This is a genomic window from Methylobacterium radiodurans (assembly GCF_003173735.1).
GTDB classification, from domain to species: domain Bacteria; phylum Pseudomonadota; class Alphaproteobacteria; order Rhizobiales; family Beijerinckiaceae; genus Methylobacterium; species Methylobacterium radiodurans.
Map to the genome: position 1 here is coordinate 3,621,055 of NZ_CP029551.1, position 25,830 is coordinate 3,646,884.

Sequence of the window (25,830 nt, forward strand, 5' to 3'; positions counted from 1 at the left end):
TCGCTCGAACCTGGGTGTAACCCGTTGCTCGGCCACGCAGCGGCTTGCGGTTCTCCACCACCTATCCCCAGAATGGAACGAAAGGCGAACTCGCGCCTTTGCTCGGTCGGCTCGGAGGATCGGCGTATCATGGCCCGCTACCGCTTCCACGCGACGAACGGTTTGGAGTGCGTGTTCGACGCGCGCGGCAAGGACATCCGGGTGCCGGAACGGCTGGTGCGTCGCGCCGATGAGGTCGCCCAGGAGGTGATGCGCAGCCTCGATGATCGGGCCGACTGGTCGGACTGGCACGTCAGCGTGCACGATCTCAGCGGCCGGCGCGTGCTGGTGCAGCCATTCGTGTCGGGTGCAGAGGATCACCTTCGCCTCGCGTGAGGCGCGCCCAGAGGCCTCCCAACACGAGGATTGGGACAGATCCTCACCACCCCATCGTACCGGGCTCACCCTTGAACGGGCCGACGACCCGGCTCGTGACCCAGCCGCCGTAGAAGCCGCCCGGCTGCGGGGTGACCCGCTCCTCGTTGACGAAGCAGGCATCCATCGGACCGGCGTAGAAGGCGACGTGGTCGGCGAGTCCGGCGAAGGGGTCGGCCGGCATCGGATAAGCCCACGCAACCCGCTCGGCGCGCCGCTGCGGCCCGACGACATCGAAGTAGGCCGCCCGGCCCTTCCATTCACAGAAGCTGCCGCCGCCAGCCGGGGCGAGCGCGCCGGGGAGGATATCGCGCGGCGGTAGGTAGTAGGTCGGCGGGTGGCTCGTCTCCAGCACGCGCCAGCCCCGCACCGTGTCGGCGACGGTCACGCCGTCGAAGATCACCCGCAGACGCTCGGGCACCGGTTCCAAGCGTGGCGGGCGCGGATAGTCCCATACGCTTTCCTGACCGGGGCTGATCGGCAAGGGGATGGGTCGTCTCATTCTTCGCCCCCGTACGGTCATGCGGTGTCGGTGTCGCAGGCTACCCGCTCCATGCCCGGGTGGCCTGAGAGGCCCGGATCGCCGGGCAGCCGCTCGCCGCCATCCGCCTCGCGTTTCCAAGTCTCGCGTTTCCAAGTCTCGCGGGCGCGCAACCTGCCGGAACGAAGATGCGATGCGTGGCTTGGTTCCCGCCTACGATCGCCACGGTGCACCACAATGCTGGACGAGTCCGATACCCCGATACCCGACGAGACGCCCGAACCGGTCAGCGATCCGCCGGCACCGCCCCAGGCACCCGGGGGGGATCCACCCTCCGAGCCGGCGACACCGCCCGTGAAAGGTGGTCGCTCGGACGCGCTGACCAAGGTGGGCGATGCGGGCGACAAGCTCGGCGACTTCGCCTGACGGCGACGGGACCACTGCTGCCACTGCACCGCAGGGTCGCTCGCCCGAAGAGCCTGGCTAACGGGGGCGACGCGTCGTTGCTGCTGCTCGCGCCTCGGCGACGAGATCGCCGAGGATCGCAAGGGCCTCGCGTGTCGTCGCCGGTCCCGCGATGGCTGGGCTGCCCGCCGCGAAGGGCGGCTGCGGTGCGTATTCCGCGACGAGCTGGGCCGTCCGCGCATACTCCTCACTTCGCAGGCGGGCGGCGAGCGCGAGGGCAAAGTCGAGCCCGGCCGAGATGCCGGCCGCGGTGACCCGGTTGCGGTCGAACACCACGCGCCCATCGACCGGGATCGCGCCGAGGAGCGGGAGCAGGGTGTCGCGCACGCACCAGTGCGAGGTCGCGCGGTATCCATCGAGCAGCCCTGCGGCACCGAGGATCAGCGAGCCGGTGCAGACGCTCGTGACCCAGCGCGCCCGGTCCGCACGATCCTGCAGGAAGGCGAGCGTGGCGGCGTCGCGCATCTGGGCGGGGGTGCCGTCACCGCCGGGCACGAACAGCACGTCGAGGTCGGCGGGACAATCGGCAAAGCTCGTCGTGGCGCGCAGGCTGATACCGGTGTCGCTCGGCACGGGGCCGGCGGCTCGGGCGACGAGATGCAGGCTGCCGGGTGCGAGGCCCGCGAGCAAGCCTTGCGGGCCGACCACGTCGAGGGCCGTCATGCCAGGATAGAGCAGCATGGCGATGCGCGGCGGCTGCGCCGTCGTGGTTGGCGAGGGCGCATCGCGTGCCTGGGTGCGGCGAGGTAGGAGGCTCGCGGCCACGAGGGCGGCCGCACCGACCTCGCGGCGGCTCACCATGACCGTCGATCCTTCTATCGAGGCGCCATCTCGCGCCGATATCAGGCCGGGGCCGTCTGCCGTCGCCACAGGCCGCGCACGACGCGGAAGGGGAGAAGTGCGAGCTTCAGCACCGCACGCAGGAGGAGCACTGCGAGAACGGTGAGGATTGCGGCCAGGGCATTGATCAACGCGCGCACTCTCTGCTGAGCCAAGGGCCGACCCGCCTTGGGTAGTCTGCCCATCGCGCGATGATGGCGCCTGGAACGCGGCGAGACTGTGAAGGCACCTAAGCGGCTACGCACCGGCATCGTCGCATCCGGCCGCACCGGATCTTTCATGAGTCAGTCGAGGTCGGGCTCTACCGTGATGGCCGCGAAGTACGCGGCGAGGCGCTTTCCCGCCTCGAGATCCGCGCAGTCGATGTTCACCTGCGCGGGCCAGACCCGATCCTCCTGCCGGAGCTGGTGGAGGATACGCTCGGCCGTGTCGGCCACTTCGGACTCGGTGTTGCCGGCCACACGGCACTCGTACCGCTTGCCGAAGATGACGATGGTGAAGGGAGTTGATCGCATGGCCTGAAGATGGTCGGCAGGGCACGCCTTCGCGCTGTGACAGAAGGCCCGATCCCGGACTCCGACCGACGCCGGACGGGCAGCGCACCGCCTCAGGCCGCCTCGGACGCGACGCCGTCGAGGATGCGCGGGATGGCCGAGCGCATCTTGAAGTAGCCGCGCGTCGCGTGCGGCCAGATCGCCTCGTCCCAGGCTCGACGCAGCCGCAGAACCCTGGCCGGCAGGGCTGCGGCTGCGTCGAGCCGACCGGCGCCCATGCGCCGACCACCGGCGGATCGCCCGCCCAGCCGACCGGGAATCAACGTGCCTGTGTCGGAGCCTCGGAATCAGGGTTTGGAAGGCGGCTTCTTGCCGGGCTCGCCGGCTTTGATGCTGCCTGTCTCGGTGATGCGATCACGCGCTGCCTGCTCCAGACGCTTCTTGGAGACGCCAAGCTCCTTTTGTGCGGCTGCAAGCTGTGCCTTGGTGACTTCGCGTGCCGCCGAGGTCTGGCGCAGCTCCTCGCGGAGCGCGCTGAGCTTGCTCTCCGTGGCGGTCAGTAGCTCGGCATTTGCCTGCTCCGCCCGCTGAACCCGTGCTTCCAAGCCATCGCGTTCGCTGCGAGCGACAATCATCGTCTCGGTCAGTCCACGGAGCTCAGCGGACTTGCCGATGTACGCGCCCCATCCCGACAGGGCACAGGCTCCCAGGATCATCGGCAGTACGGCGGCCCGACGCGGTCTCCAGGCCATCACGGCCCGGCGATCCCAGCGCGGGTTTGCAAGCAGGGAATGCATCATCGCTCTCGCCTTCGCTGCTTCAGGGCCGGTCAATCGACCTCACAGGCTCCTGCCCATGCGCCGAGTAAGAGGGCTGCAGCGTTAACATCGACTTACGAGGGTTCGAACAGGACGAACGCCCACGTCGGCTCCGCCCCAGGGCGCGAGGTTGAGCCCGAACTGCGACGGCCGCTTTCGAGGCGTTCTTAGGCCTGTGCGCCCGTCTGCCAAAGGAGTGCTAGGTGATCCCAGGGATCGGCAACGTGGTCGCCGTCTTGCCGCAGGCGTAGCAGAACCGCTCGAAGGTGCTCTTGCGGTGATTGCAAGCCACGCATCGCTCGAAGATGCCGATGCCGCAATGCGGGCAGAAATTCGCGTCTGGGTTGGCGAGATCGACCGGCCGCTCGCAGCCGGGGCAGACCTTCTTGGCGAGCCGCTGCAAGGCTTGATCCGTCGCGATCTCGGTGCGGCGCTCCTCGTCTGGCCGCAACTCGGCGGCCCGCTGCCGCTCGCTGTAGGCGTGGAGCGCGTTGATGACCGCCTTTCCGGCCAGCAGGGTTGCGACGATGCCGACGCTGTACTGCACATAGCCGCCGTAGCTCGGCAGGTAGGGGACGAGTTCCACGAAGAAGGCGAAGGTCGCCGCCAGAGCGAAGCCCCAGACGAAAGGCCAGTTCCGGCCATGACGCCGCTTGAGCAGCAGCCAGCCGGCCAGCGCCAGAAGCGGCAGGGTGAAGGCCAGTCGGTAGGCGAAGACCCGTAGCTCCTGCCCCCGCTCGGCCGCGTCGAGTTTCTCCTGAGCGGCGCTGCGCAGCTCGGTGTCGATGCCGATCTGAGCGGATTGTCGCTGGGACAGGTCCAGTCCCGCCTTGTCGAGCGCTTCCAGTCGCTCCTCGACGGCGCGCTCGGCCGCCTTCAGGGCATCGAGCCGCTCCGTCCGCGCGATCAGCCCGGGATCCTGATCGACCCGTTGCGTGGCATCGCGCGTCCTCAGCCAGTTGGCGAAGGTCTCGCGGGCGGATTCGGAGGCCGAGCGCGCTGCGTCGAGGGCGAGGCGCGCCTGCTCCGCCTGCCGCTGGTTGTCGTCCTGCTCGCGACGCAACTGCTTCAGGGCGCTCGCCGAAGCTCTTGCCTGCTCGCCGTCGAGGAACTGCTCCAGCGTGAAGCGGCGCTCGACCTGTGGCAGATCGCCGACGACGAGCGCGCCGAGGCCGATCAGGAAGACCGCGAAGACGAGGGCGACGAGCCAGAGGACGAGGTTGAACCAGCGTTCGGACAGCCGCTTTCCAGATCGCAACCGAGTCTCCCCCACCGCAGCCTGCTGCCGTGAGCCCGGGACGCGGCGGCTCACTGTCCGGCTTTGTGCCGAAAAATCGTCGCGCTGCAAACTCTTACCGGTGCGTCAGGTGCCTCCGTTCGGCAAGCCACGGGCTGCGCATTCCGGCAGCTCAGGCCGACAGCAGGACATCAATCCTGATACAGGGTTGCGCCGCTGCACCGACCGCGACCACCGGGATGCGGCCCAGGATGCCCTTGCGCCGACCCCGGCGACCAGACCGGCCAGCACGGAACGCCAACAAGCGCCCGTAGCTCCTCCGGCACGACGCACCGGAACCCGTACATGCCGGTCGATGGGTGCCTGAGGCGCGGGCCATCGTCACAGGCATATGGACCACCCGCTTGTGCCGGCCGAGCAGTCGTAAGCTTTTGATTTTTCGAGTTTCACCGCGGCTGCAACCGCTCGGGCGAGAGCGGGTGGCGAGGGAGAGACGACCTCAGACGGAAGGATTATGATTTGAGTAGGGGCACTGCTAAGCCAATGACAGGGCCGGGCACCCCGGATCGCTGCGCTGGCGGAGCGCTGCCACGGAGACTGGTCGGCCTCTTTGCCTTCGAGCCAGCCGGGCGATGACCTCAACCACCACGCCACGCGCAGACACTGGCCTCGGGGGGTCTGAAGCCCCGCTATCGACACTCAGCTGGCCTTGGGCCCTCAGCTGGCCTTGGGCCCTCAGCTTGCCTTGGGAAAGTCCGTTTCCGGGCCTTCGCAGTGATCGGAGATCGAACCGGTGCGCCCAGGACCGCCGAGCTTAAGGTCGTCAAGCTGGCGATTCGGCCTCTTCACGCTGCTCTACCTCTATCAGGGCGTCGTGGCCGGCTTCGCACTGACGGCGCTCGCCAACCACTTCGCTGCGGCCGGAACTTCCGCCACGGATATCGGCCGCCACCTCGCGATCGTTGGCCTGCCCTGGGTCCTGCAGCCACTGCTCTGGGGGCCGGTGATCGATCGCGCCTCTCCCTACAGCATGGGGCCCCGTCGCTACTGGCTCGTCCTGTCTCTGGCCTTCGCGCAGGCGTGCCTCGCCAGCCTGCTCCTGCTCGGCGAGGCTCCGAGCCTGACGACCGTCAGTGCCGTGCTCTTCCTGCACAGCATGGCCGCGTCCCTTGCCGATACCGCCACCGACCGCATGATCGCCGACAGCGTGCCGGACGACGAATTGGGACGCACCAGCGCCGGAACGCGGGCAGGTTTCGTGATCGGCAGCGCGGCGGGGGCCGCGATCTTCGCTTGGCTCCTCGCGGGGAAGGGCCTGCCCGTTGCGGCCGGCGTGCTGTGCGCCCTGACGACATCGCTGGCTCTCACGGCCATCCTCGTGCGCGAGACGCCGGGCGACCGTTTCCTCTCCCCGCACAGAGCAGCCTCAACGCGCGCACCGGGCCGGGGCCGCGCGTCGGAGATGATCTCCTTTGCGCGTCGGCTTCTCGCCGCGTTCCGAACGCGCGACGCGACGATTCTGCTGACGATGTGCTTTGCCATCGATTTCGGGCTCGCGCTCTTCCAGGTGCCCTTCACCGTCGCGCTGGTGCAGGTCCATGGCTGGACCGCGGGTGACCTGTCGCGTCTTCAGGCAGGGCTTGCGCTCCTGGGCGGAACCCTCGGCGCGGCGGGTCTCGGTGCAGCCGTCGACCGCGTCGGGCCGCGTCGGGCCCTGCGCACCCTTCTCTTCGCCTGCGCGGTGGCGCTCGGAGCCGCGGGAGCGCTGATCGGTGCCGGGTTGGAGGCCACGGCGGGTCCCTTCATCATTGGGCTGACAAGTGTCGTACCCGCCCTGCTCTATGTCGCCTTGTTGCCGACTGTGCTGCTGGCAAGCCGCGCGGGGCATGCGTCGGCGACGCAGTTCCAGGTCTACATGGCGGCGATGAATCTCGGCGACGTCGTCGGATCGGCCTTGGCTGGCACGCTTGCCGCGGTGATGGCGCCGACGCTCGTCGCATTCGGCGTCGCGATCCTGTTTCTGGTCTGCACACGATCCGTGCCGACGCCCGGCCATCGACCGGCCTCGGCGAACGGGTTGCAGCGTCCGATGCTGGGGCGTCGGTCTCTGCGCGGCACGGATACCTCCGAGGGGTGATCCGGCCTGAGGCTCGCTCCTGCTGCCTTCCCATGGGCTCGGCCTCGACCTCCCGCCGTGCTCCCGGTCGAGAGCAGGCGTCTGAAGGCGGCGCGGTGAGGCCGGCCGCTCGGGTCACTTTCCCGGCACGGTCCGTGCGGTGAGCTTGTTGCCGTCCGGATCGCGCAGGTAGGCGACGAACGCCCCGTTCGGACGCTCCGAGGGCGGGCTCTCGATCGCGGTGCCCCCGTGCGTCGCGCCGGCCTCGTGCCACGCGAGGACATGATCGCGGCTCGCGGCGGCGATACCGATGGTCCCGCCGTTGGCCGCTGTCGCCGGATTGCCGTCGATCGGCTTCGTGATCATCAGCCGACCGCCCGCGTGGGCATAGATCAGCCTGCCTCGCTCATCCATCTTGCCCGGCTCGCCGCCGAGGGCTGCGAACGTGGCGTCGTAGAAGCTCCTGGCCCGCTCCAGGTCGTTGCTCCCGATCATGACGTGCGTGAACATGCTTCCTCCCGATCCAGCTTCGAAATCGGGCCGCCAAGTGGTCTCCCCGGCGGCCTCATGGATGGCACCGCGCAACAATCCACGCAATCGGGCCGAAAAGCCAAGCTCCTAGACACCCGCCTCATAGGACGGCCGCTCGAGGTCGCAGGGGGATCACGCCATGATCGATATGCTCAGGATCCTCGCCGCCGGCACGCTGCTCTACGGTGCGACCGCCTTCACCGCGCCCGTCCGGGCCGCCGCGCCGAGCCGCGTGCTTCCGCGCGCACCGCATGCCGTGACGGTCGAGCCCTGCAGACCGTCGTGGCCCTACCTGACCCGCACCTGCGTGGCCTGAGGCGCATCCCGGGCGCCCGGAACACGGCTCGCGACCGGGACTTGCACATCCATCATCACGAGGAGGAGCGAGCCCATGACGATCGCCGATACCCCGATGCCGGGCGAAGATCCCGGAGCCCTCATCGAGGAAGACAGCGAGGGCAACCCCTTGCCGCCGCCTCAGGCGGACGTGCCGGAAGAGGACGACCCGGCCGTGAAGGACACCGAGCAGCAGCCGACCTGACGATCAGACGACGGGCGCACCGAATCGTGCGCTCGCCGAGGATCTCTGCGGGCCGAGTCGCCCCGCTCATCGCCGACAGGCTCACCAGCAGCCCACCAAGGCTTCACCAGCAGCCCAAGGCTAACGTAGGCCGCCGTGGCCGTATCCGCCGGGGCCGTACCTGCCGCCTGACGGGGCGGGCCGAGCGCGCATGCTCCTATACGGCATCGCTGCGGTCTCGCGGACATGCGAGACCGAACGGCGGGCGGACCGAACTCATCTTCGATCGCTCGGCTCGCACTTTTGCGCGTCCGGCCCAGCAGGCATCCCCACGAAGCGGCATTCAATCCGATTGAGACACGCCCGACTCAGAGAGTCTGTTTCCACCCTTGCCGTGGATTGCAGGTCCGAAGAGAATTTGGCCAAGCGGCCGATCTTTCGGCGAACGATGTGCGAGGTAATCCCAGACAAGAAACGCCGGGAACGGGATCATGATCGCGAAGAAGATCCAATCGAACATCTGCGGCATGTTGCGGCCATCCTGCCAACGAGCACCTATGATGCCAATCATTCTGCCAGGATGCAGTTCCGGCCAGGATTTCGACGCGGCTGCGCCCACGTACCCCTGCATTCGGATGCAGGGGACAGGATTACGATGGAAGGAAGCGGCCAATCCCCAACGGCACCTTGCCGTGGCACATGTCGGCTGACCGGATCCGCGAGGGCAGAAAACCCGAAGGCGCGCATGCAGCGTCCGCAGGGGACCGCAGCTCGGGAACAGAGTCTGCTCGGCGCGTTGTATCCCGCCTTCAGCCATTTCAGAACAGGCAAGACCGGCCGCCCAGGCCTCAAAGCCATGCCGGTGCTGTCTGCTCCAGACGCGGTCACGCGTGGCGCATTCGCTGAGAGGCGCGCAACCGCCATCGCGGATGCCAAAAGGTTTCGCGCCCTGGCTTGGCGCGCTGCGCCCCTGGCTTGGCGCGCTGCGCGATGGTCGGCTTCGGGGCGCGCTACGAGCGGCCAATGCCCGTGCGGCCGCGCGGATCGTTCCGCGGCCGGCCAAGACGGGATGCTCAGGTCAACAATCTCGTTATGGAGGCGTTGGCTGCCGATGCGCAGCTGCGGCAGGCCTGATCGGATGATCGGTGCCGCTCGTCGGATCGAGCGGGCTTGGTGATCCGCGTCGAGCCGCCGCGGTGCAGGTTGTGACCCATCTCATGCGCTCGTCTCCTCCGGCCGAGCCTCAAGCAGGCTGTGTTCCGGCCAGAGCTCGACCCGATGCGCATGGTCATCATCTCGCGCCCGGCACAGGTCGATCGCGGAGGCGAAGCGCGTACGCGCCGCCACCTCGGTCTCCACGCTCTCACAGATGACCTGTCGCCCATCGCGGTAGGTGAGGACCCGGAACGAAGCGCCCCGCAGATCGTCGGCTTCCACAATGCGGCTCCCTATCCTCTAGCTGAGGAGAGAACCCGGGGCGGCGGCATGCGCTCCTGCGACGGAAGCGCGACGCGCACCGCCGAGAACGCTCTACTGCCGCACGAAGAGGTTGAGCGAGACGATGTGGTCCATCTCGCCGCGGGTGCCGGGCGCGTTGACGGTCTGGTTGATGTACCCGATCTCGACTGCCGATTTGCCCGCGAAGGGGATTTCCAGCCCAATGAACGTGCGGGCACGATCGAAGCCGGCCCGGGCCCCCCAATCCGTGTCGTTCAGCGCGAAGAATGCCTCGGTCCACCCGAGTGCCGCGATGCCTCCTTCGTCCATCGTCAGCGGATAGGAAGCGCGCAGCTGCTCGCGGATGCGAAAGCCGACATCGCGGCCATTCGATTGCCAGCGCTGCTCGAAGCGGGTGCGCGAAGAGATCTTGACGCGCTGCCATTCGCCGACCTCCCAGCTCAGTTGCTGGAAGCTGCGGTCCTCGGTGAGGGGCGGCTGGCCGAGCGGCGCCGTCTCCACATAGGCATAGCCCTGATAGATCGTGAGCTGGTCGTTGATCTTCCAGCCGACAGCCGGCCGGAGGATCAGCTGGTCGAGGCGCGAGATGCCATCGCCGAAGCGGGGCTGAATCTCAGCGAAATAGGCGAAGGCATCGACGCCGCCGAAGAGTGTCGTATTGATCCACAGCTGCCCGTCATGCGCCACCTGCGCTGCCGCTGGGAGGCCCGACGCCAGAAGGCCGAAGGCCGACGCGAGGCGGAGCACAGACCTGATCACGATCCCGTCTCCCGGAACAGCACCTCTAGCCTCGGAACAGCGGCCAGCGGGACATGGTGTGTTCCGTCCGGCATGGCGCCCGCAAGATCCCCCGTCATCGCGTGGAGATCTCAGGTTGACCCGTGTTGCGGGTCGATCACAGGCGGCGCCTACCCTCCATTGCAGGCTGCGAAAGGAGCACGAGGCCGCTCGCTGGCGGCCCCGTGCAACATCACGTCGCCATATGCCTCAGAGCGCGGCGCGCACACCGGCCGATCCCCAGAGCGTCAGGCCGAGGGCGACCATGAACGCGCCGATCATGCCGCAGCAGAACGCCCTCACGATTTGCTGCACTTGGCCCGCCCCTTAGCAGCGGTTGCCGCCCGCGGTCTGGCCGTACTGCTTGACCGGGAAGTTCTGCTGGTTGGCGTTGCCCTCCGCCGCCGAACTCATCGGGCAGATGGCCGGATCGCGGCTGCCGAAAACCCCGATCGCGCCGGTGGTCTGCGGCTCGTAGGGCACGAAGCCGGTGTAGTGGCCGCGGGGCGCATCATAGCTGAAGGCCAGCGCAGACGAGGCCGGGGCAACAACGCCGAGCATAAGGGCGGCGACAGCGGCGGCGACACGGGTCTTCATAGCGGTCTTCAACTCCTGATCACGCTGGCGGCCGGCCGATCCGGTCCGCATCGTCTTGCGTGATCTCCAGATGGGGCGACCTCTGCCGGCGCGACGTGTCAGGACGCACGTCCCATCACGGAATCAAATCCACGACCCGGCGCGTCTCACAGCCGGCGTACTGGCCGCACGCAGTTCCGTTGTATCTCGGCCGCCGCAGCACGGGACCGGATGCTGTGGACGGCACGGTTCGCCTTCGAAACGTCAATCTTTCGGCCCGAGGCTGACCGGATCAAACCCGATCCGGTCCACGCCATGATCGCCGCTTCCCGCACCCTCATCCTCCAGCATCGCGAGATCGCGGGCGTACTCGCCTCGTCGGGCCTGTTCTTCGCCAGCCTGCTGGCGCTGACCTGCCTAGTCGGCTGATCTGCGCAGGCGCAATGCGTCGATGACCAATCCGACATAGGCGCATCTCGCGGGCCGGGGCTTCCAGGTCCGAACGCCCGCAGAGCAGCGCCACGTCCCCCACGAAATGGCTATTGAGCGCGGCCTCGGTGGCGTCGCCGCAGGTGCGGCCCGCAGTGGCTGGCCTTCCACATTCATGCGTGGCCCGTCGACGGGCAATTCCCTCAGCCGAGCACGAGGCGTAGAGCAAGCGCAGCTGTAAAAACCGCCTTCCAGACATCAAGCACTGAGCCGAGATTTGTGAGACCCTGGGCGCGGCTCGCGCGGCTTTCATTCATGCCGTTGCAAAGCTTGCCCCGCGCCCCTCACCTGAACGTAGCGATCCTGAAAGCTTCTACCTCCAGCACCGCTCGGCGGCGTTCGCTCCCTCAGCCTCGAGTGGAGCTCGTCGAGCCTTGATGGATGCCTGCCTCGTCCGATTTCAAATCGAGGGCCTTCCCAAGCGCTTCGGGTGCCACTCGAACGTCCGCTTCCAGGATTCCTCCAGGGTACCGCGGCCCTGACCCAGCAGACCGCCCCGCAGGCCAAACCTCAGCACGGACCACTCACAAGTGCGAATCGACGGCTTGCAATTCGTCTTTAAAGACCTTCGAGACCCAGCCCCAGTCCATGAAAACACCATTGCGAGAGAGATCGTTTGCGCCCCTAAGAAGCGGCCTGCGCTCACGCGTCGTGAATTTTACACCTGCCGTGCATCGGCGTCTGTCGAAATCGCGACCGCTCCTCGTCATGAAACGACGTGAACTCAAATAACAATTCGTAGCTATTAGCGGACATTTACCCGACAGCAACCCCGGACATCTATCACCTTCAGCAATCGATCACGTAGAGGGCGAGCAATGTTGCCGGGCGCACGCAGCCGCAGTTCATCCAAGAAGCTTGTCGTGATCGCGGGATCAGCGGTCAGCCTGACCCTGATCGGCTTCACGGGAGTGGCGGGCTGGAAGGCCGCCGAGCGCACGGATACGGAGATCATGACGCTCGCTGGCGAGAAGGCGGCGAGCACGACCGGGCAGGTGTCCGTCCAGATCACCGAAGCCCTGTCGGCAGGCCGGTCCTTCGCTGCGACGCTCGCGGGATATGTGGAGGACCGCACCGGTCGCCGTCGCCTGACGCCCTGACCGGCGCTACGTCCCCTCGTCGGGGATGTTCAGCAGAGATGACCGTAGGCCTTGCAATGCACGGCGTCCGGGCTCGTGTCGCTGCGGCCCGCCGACAACGCCGAGCGTTGCCGTGACCCAGATCCCAGCCGCTGTTGTCAGACCGTGCACATGGCCCTCGCTCCCTTCACGATCAGGCCAGCGTTCAGGAAGCCGATACCGGTGATCAGGCCCCGAAGAACGCGGCTGGCGTTACCGGTCATCTCACCCGAAAATCCGGAGCCTGACAGCGTGACCAGAACGGCGCCGAGGCCCACAAGCCCAAGGGTTCGCACCCCGACAGCTTTGGCGCGCTTCCTGAGAACAACCCGCTGTGCATCGCAGATCGCGTCGCCAGCATCCTCGCCTCATATGAGAGGCACCAGATCTTTGTCCGAGAAGATCGAGGCCGATCTCTCTGACTTTCTTTACAAGAAGCCGTGGGCGCGCAGCTCGCCGATCGACGAAGCTGCATCACGATGATGGATGAAGATGCCGCCGGCTTGTCCCCACAGGTGACGGTACTTCTCACGATCGTCCACCAAGGCGTCGCCTGGATGGCAATGCTCACGCTTCAAAGCCGCACTCGTGGCGATCACCTCGACACCGGGGAAGTACCTCTCAGCCCAACGCCGCTTCTGCGGCTCAGCCCAGTTGCCGCGTGGCAATCCTGTGAGGATGACCGGCTGGAGGTGGCGCACAGCCCCGTAGAGCTCCATGGCATCTGGTAGCAGCGGGAGTTCTCCGAAGAAGTCACTGTGCGAGGCCAGGTTGCTCCAGAACCGCCTCGCCCCGAAGCGGCGCTCGAACTCTCTTGGTGGCATGCCGAAGACGCGTTCGGCTCCGGCATCAAAGTCGGCGAGCACGCCGTCACAGTCCAGGAAGACGGTCGGCATCAGGTCACAAGCTCTTCGTGACGACACCGAGTGCCAGCACGACATAGGCCCCGACGAAGAGCCAGGTTCTGAACTTCACGACCGTCGGACCGATCGTCGGGATGCGCATGTACAAGCTGGCGACCGCCAGGCCCACGAGCACGAGGGAGAACAGGAACGTCAGAGCGCGTGGTGCCGAGAGGTTGAGCATGCGCCAACCTCTGTCCGGACGGTTACCAAGGAGTAAATGTGCTGACCGGTCATCCGGTCCTGGGGCCTCCTTCGGCGTCCAGGAGCCAAGTGGCCCCACCTCGATGACGTTCTGGCCTGCTGCCTGATCCGAGTGACCGCCAATGCCGAACCGAGTCCAGTCGGCCTTCCGCGCTGCCGCCGAGATCGGCGTCGGCCTGTTGGCGGCTTGCAACCGGCTGCGCCTGCCTGGCACGCGCAGCCCCTTCGTGGTCGGCGTCCATGAACCCATGCGGGAGGAACTGACCCTGGAGAACCTCCCCGTCACCGGGACGATCCCACCCGGTCTCGACGGGCTCTACCTCAAGATGGGGGCCAACCCCGTTCGTCCGGCGACGCGGGGCCACGACTGGTTCCTCGGCGACGGCATGGTGCACGGTCTCGCGATCGAGAGCGGCAGGGCGCCGTGGTACCGCAATCGCTGGATCGGCTCGCGCGCGGCCGCCGCGGCGCTCGGCCGACCCGCCGCGCCCGGACCGCGGCGGGGTGGCAACGACACCGTCAACACCAACGTCGTCGAGATCGGCGGCCGGATCTTCGCGCTCGTCGAGGCTGGCAGCTTCCCCGTCGAACTCTCACGGACCCTGGAGGCGCAGCGCTACAACCCGTTCGACGGGACGCTGGCCGGGTCCTTCACCGGGCATCCGCACCGCGACCCGCTGACCGGCGAGACCCACGCGATCGCCTACGACGGCCGCATCTGGGACCGCGTCCGCCACGTCGTCGTCGCGCCGACTGGGCAGGTCGTGCGGGATATGCCGGTCGCGGTCGAGCGCGGCCCCTGCATCCACGATTGCGCGATCACGGCGCGCTTCGTGATCGTACTCGACCTGCCCGTCACGTTCTCGCTCGGGGCGGTGCTGGCCGGCTACCGCTTTCCGTTCCGCTGGAACTCCGACCACAGGTCCCGCGTGGGCCTGCTCCCCAGGCAGGGCGACGGCGCCGACATCGTCTGGTGCGCGGTCTAGCCTTGCTTCGTGTTCCACGCCGCCAACGCCTACGACGACGCGGACGGACGCGTGATCCTCGATGTGATCGCCTACGAGGCGGTGTTCACCTCGGCCGCGGGTGGCCTCGACAGACCGGGCCGGCTTGAACGCTGGACGGTCGATCCTGCGACGCGGCGGGTCGATCGGCGGGTGCTCGACTCCGCGGCGCAGGAATTCCCTCGCATCGATGAGCGCCGTCTTGGGCAGCGTCACCGCTACCTCTACACGGTCAGCGTCCCGGCCGACGGCAACACGCAGCTCGCCGGTGCGACGCGACTCTACAAGCACGACCTGGAAACGGGCGAGCGCCGCGTGCACGACTTCGGTGCCGGCAGCATCCCGGGGGAGTTCGTCTTCGTGCCGGCTCGCCTTGAGGCCGGCGAGGACGAAGGCTGGCTCGTCGGGCTCGTCATCGACACCGCCCACGACACGACGGACTTCGTCGTTCTCGACGCGCGATCGTTCGAGGCGCCGCCGGTCGCCACGATCCGCCTCGGGCACCGGATCCCGCCGGGCTTCCACGGCAACTGGTTCCCGGCCCGCGCTCCGGGCGAGAGAGGCAGCTGCGGCCCCCTCGGAGCCGGCGCCGACATGGGGTCGTGACGCTCACGCTGTCGCCAAAGGCGATCGGCACCCGCGGTGAGGTCCGCCGCGTGCAGGCCCTGCCCGACGACGCTGGCATAGGCGACGTCATCCGGCAGTTCGGCAGCCTGCCGGCTGTTGCCTTATCGGTAGGCCGCGGCCTGCAGCTCGAACAGTTCGGCGTAGCGCCCACCGTTGCCGATCAGCTCCTCGTGCGTGCCGGCCTCCTGTACCCGGCCGTTCCCGAGCACGACGATCCGATCCGCGCGGCGCACGCTCGAGAAGCGGTGCGAGATCAGCAGCGCGGTGCGCCCGAGCGCGAGCGCGCGGAAGCGGGCGAACACCTCGGCCTCCGCGCGGGCGTCGAGCGCCGCGGTCGGCTCATCGAGGACCAGCACCTCGGCCTCGCGCATGTAGGCGCGCGCGATCGCGAGCTTCTGCCACTCGCCCCCGGACAGATCGACCCCGTCCTCGAAGCGCCGGCCCAGCCGCTGACCATAGCCCGCCGGCAGCCGCGCCACCACGGCGTCGGCCAGCGCGCGCGCCGCCGCGCCCTCGACGCGGGCCGCGTCCGCCCGCGCCGCGATGCGCCCGACCGCGATGTTCTCGGCCGCCGTGAGATCGAAGCGGACGAAGTCCTGGAAGATCACGCCGATGCGCGTGCGCAGGACGTCGGGGTCGTAATCGCGCAGGTCCCGCCCGTCGAGCAGGATGCGCCCCTCGGTCGGGTCGTAGAGCCGCGCCAGGAGCTTGACGATCGTGGTCTTGCCGCTGCCGTTCTCGCCCACCAGCGCCACGACCTCGCCGGCACGGATCGTGAGCGAGAGGCCCCGCACCGCCCAGCGCTCCGCATCCGGATAGCGGTAGCCCACCGCCTCGAACACGAAGCCGTCGCGGATCGGTGTCGGGAAGGGCGCGGGATGCTCGGGCGCGCGCAGGCGCGGTGCGAGCGCGAGGAACGCGAACAGGTCGTCGAGATATTGCGCCTGGCCCGAGAGCTGGGAGAGGCCGAGCAGCAGACCCTCGACGAGACCGCGCAGGCGCAGGAAGGCGCCCGTCAGGAAGGTGAGGTCGCCGAGCGTGAGCGTGCCGGTGGCCGTCCGCAGCGCGATCACGAGGTAGGCGAGATAGTAGGCGAGCGTGCCGAGGCTGGCGAAGAGGCCGCCCGCAACGGCCCGGCGCTGCGCGAGGCGGGTGTTCTCGCGCAGCGCCCGATCGGCGAACACGCCGAAGCGCTCGGCGAGGTAGCCACTGAGGCCGAACAGTTTGACCTCCTTGGCGCTCTCGGCCCCGGCCCCGAGCTGGCGCATGTAGTCGCCCTCACGCCGTTCCGGCGAGCGCTGGTAGGCGAGACGGTAGCCCAGGCGGTTGAAGTGGAGCTCGTTGAGGAAGGCCGGGATCAGGGCGAGCACGAGCAGAACGACGAGCCAGGGCAGGAACGCGACGACGGCGACCACCAGCGAGAGGGCGGTGAGCCCGTCTTGGAGCTGGCCGAGCAGTTGGCCCATGGGGTTCGCGCGCCAAGCGACTTGGCGACGGGCGCGCTCCAGGCCGTCCTGCACGGCGGGGTCCTCGAACTGGGCGAGATCGAGGGTGGCTGCGTGAGCCATCAGCCGCAGCGTGGTGGCGTTGCCGGTCATCTCGGCCAGAACCCCGTCGACGAGGCTCGTCGCGCGTCCAAGCAGGTCGGAGGCCAGCGCGAGCACGAGCTCGGCCCCGATCAGCAGCGCAACCTGCCGCAGGAGCGGACTGGCGAACCAGGCGGAGGCGCTCGCCTGCGCGGCATCGGCCTGTCCAGCCACGACGGTGTCGACGACGAGCTTGGCGACGTAGAGCATCAGCGCGGGCACCGCCGCGCGGGCGATGCGCAGTCCGATGCTGAGGAGGGTCAGGGCGCGGTTCGTCGCCCAGGCGAGCCGGAACAGGGCCGGGAGATGCCGAAGCGGACCGACCCGTGCCGCGACTGCGCTGCGAAGCCGCTCGGTGTTTGATGGATGCAACGTGAATGTCGCGCCGCTCGGGCGTTCCCTGCTGTGCTCCAGGAGCATTGAGTGGCGATGATCACCCCAGCCTTTGGAGTGGCTCCACGGCCGCTCGCCCAGCTCGTGCCAAGTTTGACGACGCCCCACGGCGCGGCTTTGATCAGCGCGAGCGTGTCGTTCGCTGCCTCCGACAACCTTAATGCTTGGGAGCGAGGTTGCTGCAAGATACCGGGCGGCAGACCGGGCAGCCGGCATCATCGTTGCCTATGCCGGCGCCTCCCCTGGCGATCGTACGCGGCGTCCTTCGGCCCGCCTGCGCATCTCGTCAGTCAGGGCGGCGTGCAACGGCAGCCTCGTCAACACATAGGCGCGGCAATACAGCTCGGCTCGTCCGTTCGAGCAGGCGCATGCCCAGACGATGCTCCAGCAGGGGCGCTGCAGGCCATCGCAACACGTTCAGAGCGCCTTTGGGGCATGAAAAAACCCGCCAAGTCGTTGACTGAGCGGGCTAAAATTATGGTAGCGAGGGAGGGATTTGAACCCCCGACACAAGGATTATGATTCCTCTGCTCTAACCAGCTGAGCTACCCCGCCCCAAGCCGCCGCGGCCCTGTCCGGGCCGCCGCGTCGGTGGCTGGATATAGAAAGAGGGACGCCGCGGTGTCAACGCCCTCGACGCCCGCCCTGCGTGCTCAGAGCTTCGTGCCGAAGATTTCGGCCACCTGCGGGATATCCTTGTCGCCCCGGCCCGAGAGATTCAGCACCATCAGGTGATCGGCCGGGCGCTGCGGGGCCAGTTCGAGGATCTTGGACAGCGCGTGGGCGGGCTCCAGCGCCGGGATGATGCCCTCCAGCATCGAGCAGAGCTTGAACGCCTCCAGCGTCTCCGCGTCGGTGGCCGACAGGTAGGTGACGCGGCCCATCTCGTGCAGCCAGGCGTGCTCGGGGCCGATGCCCGGATAGTCGAGGCCCGCCGAGATCGAGTGCGCGTCGGCGATCTGGCCGTCGCCGTCCATCAGCAGGTAGGTGCGGTTGCCGTGGAGCACGCCCGGCTTTCCGCCCGTGAGCGAGGCCGCGTGCAGGCCGCTGCCGACGCCGTGGCCGGCCGCCTCGACCCCGAAGATCTCGACCTCGCGGTCGTCGAGGAAGGGGTGGAACAGGCCCATCGCGTTCGAGCCGCCGCCGATGCAGGCCACGAGCGAGTCGGGCAGCCGCCCCTCCAGCGCCAGCATCTGCTGCTTGGTCTCGATGCCGATCACCGACTGGAAGTCGCGCACCATCGCCGGGTAGGGGTGAGGGCCCGCCACCGTGCCGATGCAGTAGAAGGTGTCGGCGACGTTCGTGACCCAGTCGCGCAGCGCCTCGTTCATCGCGTCCTTGAGGGTCCTGGTGCCGGATTCCACCGGCACCACCTCGGCGCCCAGCATCTTCATGCGGAAGACGTTCGGCGCCTGGCGCGCCACGTCGACCGCGCCCATGTAGACCACGCATTTGAGGCCGAAGCGCGCGCAGAGCGTCGCGGTGGCCACCCCGTGCTGGCCCGCGCCCGTCTCGGCGATGATGCGCGGCTTGCCCATGCGGCGGGCCAGCAGGATCTGGCCCAGCACGTTGTTCACCTTGTGCGAGCCGGTATGGTTCAGCTCCTCGCGCTTGAAGTAGATCTTCGCGCCCCGGCCCGCGGGCGCCTGCGCCCGCAAGTGCTCGGTCAGCCGCTCGGCGTAGTAGAGCGGGCTCGGCCGGCCAATATAGTGCGTGCCGTAGGATTCCATGTCCGCCCGGAATTGCGGGTCGGCCTTCGCCGCCGTGTAGGCCTTCTCGAGGTCCAGGATCAGCGGCATCAGGGTCTCGGCGACGAAGCGGCCGCCGAAGATGCCGAAGCGCCCGCGCTCGTCGGGGCCGGTGCGGAAGGAGTTCGGGGCGGGTGCGACGGTCACGGGGCGGTCCTCGGCAGGGATCAGGCGCTTGGGTCGGGCGTGTGCCCGTTTGCGCCTGCTTTAGACCCCTCGGGGCGCGGACGCCAAGCCGCCCGCCGCTTCTCCGAGCGCGGCACCGGCCCGCACCGCCGCCACGAAGGCCGCGATCAGGGCCGGATCCTTCGCGCCGGGCACGGTCTCGACCCCGGAGGAGACGTCGACGGCCGTGGCCCCCGTGCGGGCGAGCGCCTCGGCGACCGTGCCGGGGCGCAGGCCCCCGGAGAGCATCCAGCCCCGGGGCAGGGGGCGGCCGGCGAGGAGCGACCAGTCGAAGGCGAGCCCGTTGCCGCCGGGCAGCGCCGCACCCCGCGGCGGCTTGGCGTCGAGGAGCAGGCGGTCGGCCGCGGCGTAGTCGGCCACGCGCGCGAGGTCGGCGGCCTCCGCGATGCCGAGCGCCTTCATGACGGGGCGCCCGCTCATCGCGCGGATCGCCGCGACCCGCTCCGGGCTCTCGCGCCCGTGGAGCTGGATCAGGTCGGGCGCGACGCTCTCGAGCGCCGCCGCCACGGTGGCGTCGTCGGGATCGACCAGCAGCACCACGCGCTCGGCCCGGCCGCGCACCGCGGCGGCGAGCGCGCGCGCCTCCGCCCAGCCGAGATGGCGCGGGCTTGCCGGGAAATGCACGAAGCCCACGAGGTCGGCGCCCGCGTCGAGCGCCGCCGCCAGCGTGTCGCCGGTCGAGAGCCCGCAGATCTTGACGCGCACGCTCACCAGAGGCTCCGGTGCTGGACCGCGCTCAGCGCGGGGCGGGGAGGGCGGTGCGGACGGGCAGGCCGCCCGCCGGAGCGGGCGCGACGGGCTCGGGCGCGTAGGCGCGCAGGCGCGCGGTCTCGCCCTCCAGGCGCCGGACCTCGCGCCCGCGGCGACGGGCGGTGCGGCGGACATTGCCCTGGCCGAGCCAGGCGAAGATGCCGCCGACCACGATGCCGACCGCGACCGCGGCGAAGAGCACCGCGTAGAGCGGCACGCTCGCGCTGAAGGCCGGCACCTGCGAGAACGGGTCGAAGGAGAGCCGCACCGGCTCGCGGTTGGCCACCGCGAACAGGATCACCAGAACGGCGATCGGCAGCAGCACCAGACCTTTCAGGAAACGGATCATCGTCTTCTCCAGACCGGAGGAATCCGGCTCACTCGGCCGCCGGGCCGTCGCCGATGCCGGCGGCGTTGAGGCGCTGGCGCATCTCCTTGCCGGTCTTGAACACGGGGATGGCCTTCTCGGACACGGCAACGGCCGCGCCCGTGCGCGGGTTGCGCCCCTTGCGCGCCTCCCGCCGCTTCACCGAGAAGGCGCCGAAGCCGCGCAGCTCCACCCGGTCGCCGCGGGCGAGCGCGTCGGCGATCGTGTCGAGGATCGCGTTGACCAGGATCTCGACGTCCCGCTGGTAGAGATGGGGATTGCGCTCGGCGATTCTGAGGACGAGCTCCGACTTGATCATCGTGGGGCGGTCTTCTCGAAGGAGCGAGGGGCGTGGGCGGCCGGACTCGGGAAGCCTTTGGCTCGGGGCGGCTCGGCTCAGGGCGTGCCGGCGGGGCGCCAGAGGACGAGCAGGCCGCCCTCGGTCAGTGCCCGCGTCTCGGTCTCCAGCCCGCGCAGGCGCGCCGAGAGGCCGTCGAGACCGAGGAGGTTCGCGCCGGTGCCAAGCGCCGACCACAGGCCGAAATCCGACTCCGAGCGCGGCTTCCAGTCCGTCACCGGCAGGTTCTTGGCGACCTTGCGCTCGCTCTCCAGCCATGCGACCGCCTGCCGCTCGCTGCCGAGCTCGTCCACGAGCTTCAGCGGGATGCTCTGGCGCCCGCTGAACACGCGCCCGTCCGAGACGGCGGCGAGCTGCTGGTCGCTCATCTTGCGGCGCTCGGCCACCAGCCCCTTGAACCAGGCGTAGGTGTCGCCGACCACGGAGGCCAGAGCCGCGCGCGCCTCGGGCGAGGTCGGCGCGAAGCCGGAGGGCTCGGCCTTGAGCGGCGAGGACTTGATGGCCTCGACCTTCACGCCGACCTTGTCGAGCAGCCCCGACACCTCGGGGTACTGGAACAGCACACCGATCGAGCCGACGAGGGAGGTCTCGCGCGCCACGATGTGGTCGGCGGCCAGCGCCGTGATGTAGGCGCCCGACGCCGCGGTGCCATCCACGAAGGCCACGACCGGTTTCTTCTCGGCGAGCTGGCGCAGGTTGCGGTAGAGCTCCTCCGAGCCCGTGGTCGAGCCGCCCGGCGAGTTGATCGAGACGACCACGCCCTGCACGGCCGAGGCCTCGCCCACCCGCTTCAGCAGCTTGGCGGTGGCCTCGCTGCCGGCGATGAAGCCCGAGACCGAGACGCGGGCGATCTGCGGGCGCACCGCGCCGAACCCGAGCCCCTCGCTGCCGGAGCGGGCGCGCAGGCCGACGGCGCCGACCGCGACCACGAGGCCGCCGATGCCCAGCACCCGCCAGAGCGAGAGCTTGCGGCGCAGGCGCCGGCGGTCGATCAGGAGTTCGGCGTCGGCGGCCATGCGATGGTGCTCTCCCTCGCGCGTCCGGCCCGCGGGCCGGCTTCCGTTTCTTGCTTGGATCGCGCCCGAGCCCGACCACATGGCCGGGGCGCCGATGGCTCCAAGCTGTCACAAGCGGCGCCGGTTTGCACCCAAACTTTGGTTGGGTCCAGAGGGTTGACTGAGATTGCCGGATCGATGGCGGCCCGGACCCCGGGCGTGCACGGGCGCCCCGGACCATCGTTCCAGCCGGGCGGCGCGCGCGGATCGCCCGGTGTGGCGGCCGGGTAGGGGCTGGCGGCCGGGGGCTATCGCGGCCGGTAGGTGCCGATGCTGCTCATGACCAGGGTGCGGGGAGTGTCCGCGTCCCGTGCGGATGTGATCGCCTTGCCGTACTGCTTCTCGATGGCCGCATCGAGCTTCCGCCCGGCCTCGCCGTCAGGGTCGACGATGGCATCGGTCAGTTCGTCGAGCGTGATCTTGAGCTTGTCCAGGCCGAGTTCCTTCTCGATCTTGGCAAGAAACGCCTCGCTTCCGGGCTCGCGCCGGATCTCGGCCAACTTCTGCTTGAGTGCGCGCCCGTACGCCTCCGCCGTGTCGAAGCTCTCCTGACGGACGTTCAGAAGCTCGCCCAGCCGCTCGAACAGCTTCGTCTTGACCTTGGTCAGGTTGACGGTGTTCACGCTGAACATCGCCTCGGTGATCTTGGCCCGAGCCTGCTTGTCGACCGGAAGGCCGCCGTCCCGCTGGCCGGCAGCGCTGGCGATGGCGACGAGGTCGGGCGACCTCACGGTGCCGGCCGCGTCGGCTGGCCGCGCCGCGCCGACTTCCCGCAGGGTGGCGATGGCAAAGTCGCGCATCGCGCTGACGGCTCTCATGACCCTGTTTCCGCCCGCTCGGTCGGGATCGGCGGCCGGGAAACTTGAAAGACCCGCTCCGCCGCAGCCGGCATCTGGCCAGGGAGATGCGAAAGTCAGGTTAACCGGCGCTGTCAGGCCGTATCGAGCTTGCTGAGCGCGGCGCGTTCCTCCGCCATCGGCGGCTCACCGACGGGCAAGTCGTGGTTTGGATCGGGCCGGAACCGCACCGCGCTCCCTCTCTCGCACGGGAGAGGGGACCCGTGCCCCGTTCGGAAGAAGCGTGCGTACGGTAGCCCGAGCGGGAGACGGGGCGCGGCGCGGTTCACGCCACCTGCCTCGGGCGGCGCATCCGAAACGATGATCCCGGCCCGCGGCGTGATCCGCCCCCGAAACGGCGAAGCCCGCCCGGGACGGATCCCGGACGGGCTTCGCGTGCGAGATGCCGCCGCCCGCACGGGCGGCGGAGCCTCTCGGCTCACTCGTCGTCGGAGCGCTTCTTGTTGAAGGCGGCGCCCAGGATGTCGCCGAGGGAGGCGCCCGAATCGGCGGAGCCGAACTGGGCCATCGCCTCCTTCTCCTCGGCCATCTCCAGGGCCTTGATCGAGACCTGCACGCGGCGGGCCTTGCGGTCGAACTGCACGACGCGGGCGTCGAACTTCTCGCCGGGGGCGAACCGCTCGGGACGCTGGTCGCCGCGGTCGCGGGCGAGCTCGGCGCGGCGGACGAAGGTCTGCATGTCGGTGTCGGCGATCTTCACCTCGACGCCCGAATCCTTCACCTCGACCACCTCGCAGGTGACGATCTGACCCTTCTTGATCTCGCCGGCCTCGGCGAAGGGGTCGCCGCCGAGCTGCTTCACGCCCAGCGAGATGCGCTCCTTCTCGACATCGACGTCGAGAACCTGGGCGCGCACCATGTCGCCCTTCTTGTACTCCTCGATGACCTGCTCGCCGGGACGGTTCCAGTCGAGATCCGACAGGTGGACCATGCCGTCGACGTCGCCCTCGAGGCCGATGAACAGGCCGAACTCGGTCTTGTTCTTGACCTCGCCCTCGACCTCGGAACCGACCGGGTGCTTCTCGGAGAAGGCCTCCCAGGGGTTCTGCAGGGTCTGCTTCAGGCCCAGCGAGATGCGGCGCTTGACCGGATCGACCTCCAGGATCTGAACCTCGACCTCCTGGGAGGTGGAGACGATCTTGCCCGGGTGGACGTTCTTCTTGGTCCAGCTCATCTCGGAGACGTGGATCAGGCCCTCGATCCCCGGCTCCAGCTCCACGAAGGCGCCGTAGTCGGTGATGTTGGTGACCCGGCCCTTGAGCTTGGCGTCGACCGGGTAGCGGGCCTGGATGCCCTCCCACGGATCCGCGAGCAGCTGCTTGATGCCGAGCGAGATGCGGTGCGTCTCGTGGTTGATCTTGATGATCTTGACCTTCACCGTCTGGCCGATCTGCACGACCTCGGACGGGTGGTTCACGCGGCGCCACGCCATGTCGGTGACGTGCAGCAGGCCGTCGATGCCGCCGAGATCGACGAAGGCGCCGTACTCGGTGATGTTCTTGACGACGCCGTCGATGACCTGACCTTCCTCAAGGTTGGCCACCAGCTCCGAGCGCTGCTCGGCGCGGCTCTCCTCGAGCACGGTGCGGCGCGACACGACGATGTTGCCGCGGCGGCGATCCATCTTGAGGATCTGGAAGGGCTGGGGGGTGCCCAGCAGCGGGGTCACGTCGCGCACCGGGCGGATGTCGACCTGGGAGCGCGGCAGGAACGCCACGGCGCCGTCGAGGTCGACGGTGTAGCCGCCCTTGACCTGGTTGAAGATCGTGCCGGTGACGCGCTCGTTGGCCTCGAAGGCCTTCTCAAGCTTGACCCACGATTCCTCGCGGCGGGCCTTGTCGCGCGAGATGACGGCCTCGCCGAGCGCGTTCTCGATGCGGTCGACGTAGACCTCGACCTCGTCGCCGACCTTGAGCTCGCCCTCGCGGCCGGGGCCGGTGAACTCCTTCAGGGCGACGCGGCCCTCGGTCTTGGCGCCGATGTCGATGACGGCCACGTCCTTCTCGATCGCGACGACGCGACCCTTGACGACGGACCCCTCGGTGATCTCGTGTTGGAGGAAGCTCTCCTCGAGCAGCGCCGCGAAGTCGTCGCGATAGGCGTTCTGCTGCAGGGCGGTACCAGCGGTCATTCTGTCTCCTGAGGACCCGCGCGGGGCCCGGCGTCGGCGGCTCGTGTTGCGATGCGTCCCCGTCCACCGCGGCCGCTCCCGGGATGGCGGGAGGGGCGACCGATCCTTGCCGGAGCGGCTTGCCGACGCAGTGATGCGCTGTCCGAGGGCGGTCCTGCCGGCTCTTGGCGGAGGGCACGCAGAAAAGACGAAGCGCGCAATCCTACCGAAAGGACGCGCGCTCCATACAGCAAAAGGATTCCGGAGACAATCGCGACGGATAAACCCGCCCCCTCCGGGGGGACGCGTCCGGCGCGGGCCAGCGCGCCTGTCAGTACGCCTCGTCGTCCTCGTCCTCGCTGCGCCGGCCCTTGAGTTTGGCGAAGACCGAATCGGCGTCGAGGCGCTCGTCGCCGCGGCCGGGGCGGTGGTCGTCCTCGGCCTCGTAGGCCTGCGCGGTCGAGACCTCGGCCGGCAGCAGCGAGGCGCCGGCATCCGCCTGGACGTGGGCCGGACGGTCGGCGGCAGCGCGCTGCACCTCGAAGTCGAGGTCGATCTGGGTGCATAGGCCCAGCGTCACCGGGTCCATCGGCTGGAGCGAGGCCGAATTCCAGTGGGTGCGCTCGCGGATCTGCTGGATGGTAGACTTGGTGGTGCCCACCAGCCGGATGATCTGCGCGTCCTTCAGCTCGGGATGGTTGCGCACCAGCCAGAGGATGGCGTTCGGACGGTCCTGGCGGCGCGACAGGGGGGTGTAGCGCGGGCCCTTGGTGGTGCGCTTCACCTCCGGCAGCTTCACCTTGGAGACCGCCTGCTTGAGCTTGTAGTGCGGCGACTTCTGCGCCTTCTCGATCTCGTCGCGGGTGAGCTGGCCCGTGGTGATCGGGTCGAGCCCCTTGATGCCGGCCGCGACCTCGCCGTCGGCGATGCCCTTCACCTCGAGCGGGTGCAGCTTGCAGAAATCGGCGATCTGCTCGAAGGCGAGCGAGGTGTTCTCGACCAGCCACACGGCGGTGGCTTTGGGCATCAGCGGACCCTGGGACATCGGGCGGCTCCACGTTCACGGGCGCGGGAACGGCCCGGAAAAGAGGGCACCGGTCCGCGGGCTCCGGCTCGACTTGTCCGGACGTCCCGTCTCACGCCACAAATTGGGGAATGCCCGCACTATAGGCGGGGAGCCGGGGCGGCGCAATCGTCGTGCGTCGGCGATTCGCGGCCGGCTCACGATCGTCGGCGCCGGTATCGGACCGGCCGCTTGCGCGGCGCCGCGCGGGGCTGTTTCCTGCGTTTACCTTCGTGCCGCACGGACAGCGCGCGCATCCGCCGTGTGCCGGGGCAACGATCTGAGG

The 25,830-nt window shown here is 68.9% G+C and carries 30 protein-coding genes, 1 tRNA gene and 1 pseudogene; 7 read left to right on the top strand and 25 right to left on the bottom strand.

Annotated features, from left to right (window positions below; all coding sequences use genetic code 11):
- Nucleotides 1–129 precede the first annotated feature (129 nt).
- Complete coding sequence (locus DK427_RS16910) at nt 130–375, top strand: DUF6894 family protein (protein ID WP_109952278.1); 246 nt, start codon at nt 130–132, stop codon at nt 373–375.
- Between the two features lie 43 nt (nt 376–418).
- Here DK427_RS16910 and DK427_RS16915 read toward each other — a convergent pair whose 3' ends face one another.
- On the bottom strand, nt 419–916 hold the full coding sequence (locus tag DK427_RS16915) for a DUF427 domain-containing protein (RefSeq protein WP_109952279.1): 498 nt from the start codon (nt 914–916) through the stop codon (nt 419–421).
- Nucleotides 917–1,132: 216 nt separating this feature from the next.
- On the opposite strand from DK427_RS16915, the gene DK427_RS16920 reads away from it, so the two are divergent.
- Nucleotides 1,133–1,321 (top strand): hypothetical protein, encoded by a 189-nt coding sequence (locus DK427_RS16920; RefSeq protein ID WP_109952280.1) that lies wholly within the window; start codon nt 1,133–1,135, stop codon nt 1,319–1,321.
- A gap of 57 nt (nt 1,322–1,378) precedes the next feature.
- On the opposite strand, the gene DK427_RS16925 is transcribed toward DK427_RS16920, so the two are convergent.
- From DK427_RS16925 to DK427_RS16940, 6 genes are all read right to left on the bottom strand, one after another.
- The gene (locus DK427_RS16925; RefSeq protein WP_109952281.1) at nt 1,379–2,161 is read right to left on the bottom strand and encodes a DJ-1/PfpI family protein; all 783 of its coding nucleotides are present in this window, start codon (nt 2,159–2,161) and stop codon (nt 1,379–1,381) included.
- Nucleotides 2,162–2,202: 41 nt separating this feature from the next.
- Nucleotides 2,203–2,355: a hypothetical protein gene (locus DK427_RS26400; protein WP_162559625.1), complete on the bottom strand. Its 153-nt coding sequence runs from the start codon at nt 2,353–2,355 to the stop codon at nt 2,203–2,205.
- 129 nt (nt 2,356–2,484) lie between these two features.
- On the bottom strand, nt 2,485–2,715 hold the full coding sequence (locus DK427_RS16930) for a hypothetical protein (protein WP_109952282.1): 231 nt from the start codon (nt 2,713–2,715) through the stop codon (nt 2,485–2,487).
- A gap of 92 nt (nt 2,716–2,807) precedes the next feature.
- Nucleotides 2,808–2,972: a hypothetical protein gene (locus tag DK427_RS26405; RefSeq protein WP_162559626.1), complete on the bottom strand. Its 165-nt coding sequence runs from the start codon at nt 2,970–2,972 to the stop codon at nt 2,808–2,810.
- Nucleotides 2,973–3,041: 69 nt separating this feature from the next.
- Nucleotides 3,042–3,494: a hypothetical protein gene (locus tag DK427_RS16935; RefSeq protein ID WP_162559814.1), complete on the bottom strand. Its 453-nt coding sequence runs from the start codon at nt 3,492–3,494 to the stop codon at nt 3,042–3,044.
- A gap of 217 nt (nt 3,495–3,711) precedes the next feature.
- A complete protein-coding gene (locus DK427_RS16940; RefSeq protein WP_109952284.1) occupies nt 3,712–4,770 on the bottom strand; it encodes a zinc ribbon domain-containing protein in 1,059 nt (352 codons plus the stop codon).
- Nucleotides 4,771–5,542: 772 nt separating this feature from the next.
- On the opposite strand from DK427_RS16940, the gene DK427_RS16945 reads away from it, so the two are divergent.
- Complete coding sequence (locus tag DK427_RS16945; protein ID WP_162559815.1) at nt 5,543–6,886, top strand: MFS transporter; 1,344 nt, start codon at nt 5,543–5,545, stop codon at nt 6,884–6,886.
- Between the two features lie 114 nt (nt 6,887–7,000).
- Here the strand turns inward: DK427_RS16945 and DK427_RS16950 are convergent, their stop codons facing one another.
- Nucleotides 7,001–7,375: a VOC family protein gene (locus tag DK427_RS16950; RefSeq protein WP_109952286.1), complete on the bottom strand. Its 375-nt coding sequence runs from the start codon at nt 7,373–7,375 to the stop codon at nt 7,001–7,003.
- Between the two features lie 160 nt (nt 7,376–7,535).
- On the opposite strand from DK427_RS16950, the gene DK427_RS26410 reads away from it, so the two are divergent.
- Both DK427_RS26410 and DK427_RS26415 read left to right on the top strand, forming a co-directional pair.
- Nucleotides 7,536–7,712, top strand: coding sequence for a hypothetical protein (locus tag DK427_RS26410; protein WP_162559816.1), 177 nt, complete (start codon nt 7,536–7,538; stop codon nt 7,710–7,712).
- Between the two features lie 75 nt (nt 7,713–7,787).
- Nucleotides 7,788–7,937: a hypothetical protein gene (locus tag DK427_RS26415; protein ID WP_162559817.1), complete on the top strand. Its 150-nt coding sequence runs from the start codon at nt 7,788–7,790 to the stop codon at nt 7,935–7,937.
- Nucleotides 7,938–8,259: 322 nt separating this feature from the next.
- On the opposite strand, the gene DK427_RS26420 is transcribed toward DK427_RS26415, so the two are convergent.
- From DK427_RS26420 to DK427_RS16970, 4 genes are all read right to left on the bottom strand, one after another.
- Nucleotides 8,260–8,445 carry a hypothetical protein gene (locus tag DK427_RS26420; protein WP_162559818.1) on the bottom strand — a complete coding sequence of 62 codons (186 nt, stop codon included), beginning with the start codon at nt 8,443–8,445 and terminating at the stop codon, nt 8,260–8,262.
- 686 nt (nt 8,446–9,131) lie between these two features.
- Nucleotides 9,132–9,353, bottom strand: a complete 222-nt coding sequence (locus tag DK427_RS16960) for a hypothetical protein (protein WP_109952287.1) — start codon at nt 9,351–9,353, stop codon at nt 9,132–9,134.
- Between the two features lie 93 nt (nt 9,354–9,446).
- Entirely contained in the window at nt 9,447–10,133 is a 687-nt protein-coding gene (locus DK427_RS16965; protein WP_245930603.1) for a DUF2490 domain-containing protein, read from the bottom strand.
- 345 nt (nt 10,134–10,478) lie between these two features.
- Nucleotides 10,479–10,748, bottom strand: coding sequence for a hypothetical protein (locus DK427_RS16970; RefSeq protein ID WP_109954230.1), 270 nt, complete (start codon nt 10,746–10,748; stop codon nt 10,479–10,481).
- A 1,286-nt stretch (nt 10,749–12,034) separates the two neighbouring features.
- On the opposite strand from DK427_RS16970, the gene DK427_RS16980 reads away from it, so the two are divergent.
- Entirely contained in the window at nt 12,035–12,316 is a 282-nt protein-coding gene (locus DK427_RS16980; protein WP_162559819.1) for a hypothetical protein, read from the top strand.
- A 137-nt stretch (nt 12,317–12,453) separates the two neighbouring features.
- Here DK427_RS16980 and DK427_RS27145 read toward each other — a convergent pair whose 3' ends face one another.
- From DK427_RS27145 to DK427_RS16995, 3 genes are all read right to left on the bottom strand, one after another.
- Nucleotides 12,454–12,681 carry an MgtC/SapB family protein gene (locus DK427_RS27145; RefSeq protein WP_425452601.1) on the bottom strand — a complete coding sequence of 76 codons (228 nt, stop codon included), beginning with the start codon at nt 12,679–12,681 and terminating at the stop codon, nt 12,454–12,456.
- 81 nt (nt 12,682–12,762) lie between these two features.
- Nucleotides 12,763–13,230 carry an HAD family hydrolase gene (locus DK427_RS16990; RefSeq protein ID WP_109952291.1) on the bottom strand — a complete coding sequence of 156 codons (468 nt, stop codon included), beginning with the start codon at nt 13,228–13,230 and terminating at the stop codon, nt 12,763–12,765.
- A gap of 4 nt (nt 13,231–13,234) precedes the next feature.
- Nucleotides 13,235–13,420 (bottom strand): hypothetical protein, encoded by a 186-nt coding sequence (locus DK427_RS16995; protein ID WP_109952292.1) that lies wholly within the window; start codon nt 13,418–13,420, stop codon nt 13,235–13,237.
- Between the two features lie 268 nt (nt 13,421–13,688).
- On the opposite strand from DK427_RS16995, the pseudogene DK427_RS17000 reads away from it, so the two are divergent.
- Nucleotides 13,689–15,050 (top strand): annotated as a pseudogene (locus DK427_RS17000) (8'-apo-carotenoid 13,14-cleaving dioxygenase).
- A gap of 122 nt (nt 15,051–15,172) precedes the next feature.
- On the opposite strand, the gene DK427_RS17005 reads toward DK427_RS17000, so the two are convergent.
- The 10 genes from DK427_RS17005 to DK427_RS17050 all read right to left on the bottom strand — a co-directional run bounded on the left by DK427_RS17005 (nt 15,173) and on the right by DK427_RS17050 (nt 25,526).
- Nucleotides 15,173–17,029, bottom strand: a complete 1,857-nt coding sequence (locus DK427_RS17005) for an ABC transporter ATP-binding protein (protein ID WP_245930605.1) — start codon at nt 17,027–17,029, stop codon at nt 15,173–15,175.
- A gap of 499 nt (nt 17,030–17,528) precedes the next feature.
- Nucleotides 17,529–17,605 (bottom strand) — tRNA-Met (locus DK427_RS17010).
- Between the two features lie 98 nt (nt 17,606–17,703).
- A complete protein-coding gene (gene trpB / locus DK427_RS17015) occupies nt 17,704–18,945 on the bottom strand; it encodes a tryptophan synthase subunit beta (RefSeq protein WP_109952294.1) in 1,242 nt (413 codons plus the stop codon).
- Between the two features lie 60 nt (nt 18,946–19,005).
- Nucleotides 19,006–19,698, bottom strand: coding sequence for a phosphoribosylanthranilate isomerase (locus tag DK427_RS17020; protein WP_109954231.1), 693 nt, complete (start codon nt 19,696–19,698; stop codon nt 19,006–19,008).
- Between the two features lie 22 nt (nt 19,699–19,720).
- Nucleotides 19,721–20,083 carry a lipopolysaccharide assembly protein LapA domain-containing protein gene (locus DK427_RS17025; RefSeq protein ID WP_109952295.1) on the bottom strand — a complete coding sequence of 121 codons (363 nt, stop codon included), beginning with the start codon at nt 20,081–20,083 and terminating at the stop codon, nt 19,721–19,723.
- A gap of 28 nt (nt 20,084–20,111) precedes the next feature.
- Complete coding sequence (locus tag DK427_RS17030) at nt 20,112–20,420, bottom strand: integration host factor subunit beta (protein ID WP_109952296.1); 309 nt, start codon at nt 20,418–20,420, stop codon at nt 20,112–20,114.
- Between the two features lie 77 nt (nt 20,421–20,497).
- Entirely contained in the window at nt 20,498–21,475 is a 978-nt protein-coding gene (gene sppA, locus DK427_RS17035) for a signal peptide peptidase SppA (protein WP_109952297.1), read from the bottom strand.
- A gap of 287 nt (nt 21,476–21,762) precedes the next feature.
- Nucleotides 21,763–22,332: a hypothetical protein gene (locus DK427_RS17040; protein WP_109952298.1), complete on the bottom strand. Its 570-nt coding sequence runs from the start codon at nt 22,330–22,332 to the stop codon at nt 21,763–21,765.
- A 457-nt stretch (nt 22,333–22,789) separates the two neighbouring features.
- Entirely contained in the window at nt 22,790–24,502 is a 1,713-nt protein-coding gene (gene rpsA / locus DK427_RS17045; RefSeq protein ID WP_109952299.1) for a 30S ribosomal protein S1, read from the bottom strand.
- A gap of 310 nt (nt 24,503–24,812) precedes the next feature.
- Nucleotides 24,813–25,526: a DUF1013 domain-containing protein gene (locus DK427_RS17050; RefSeq protein ID WP_109952300.1), complete on the bottom strand. Its 714-nt coding sequence runs from the start codon at nt 25,524–25,526 to the stop codon at nt 24,813–24,815.
- Nucleotides 25,527–25,830: the final 304 nt, after the last annotated feature.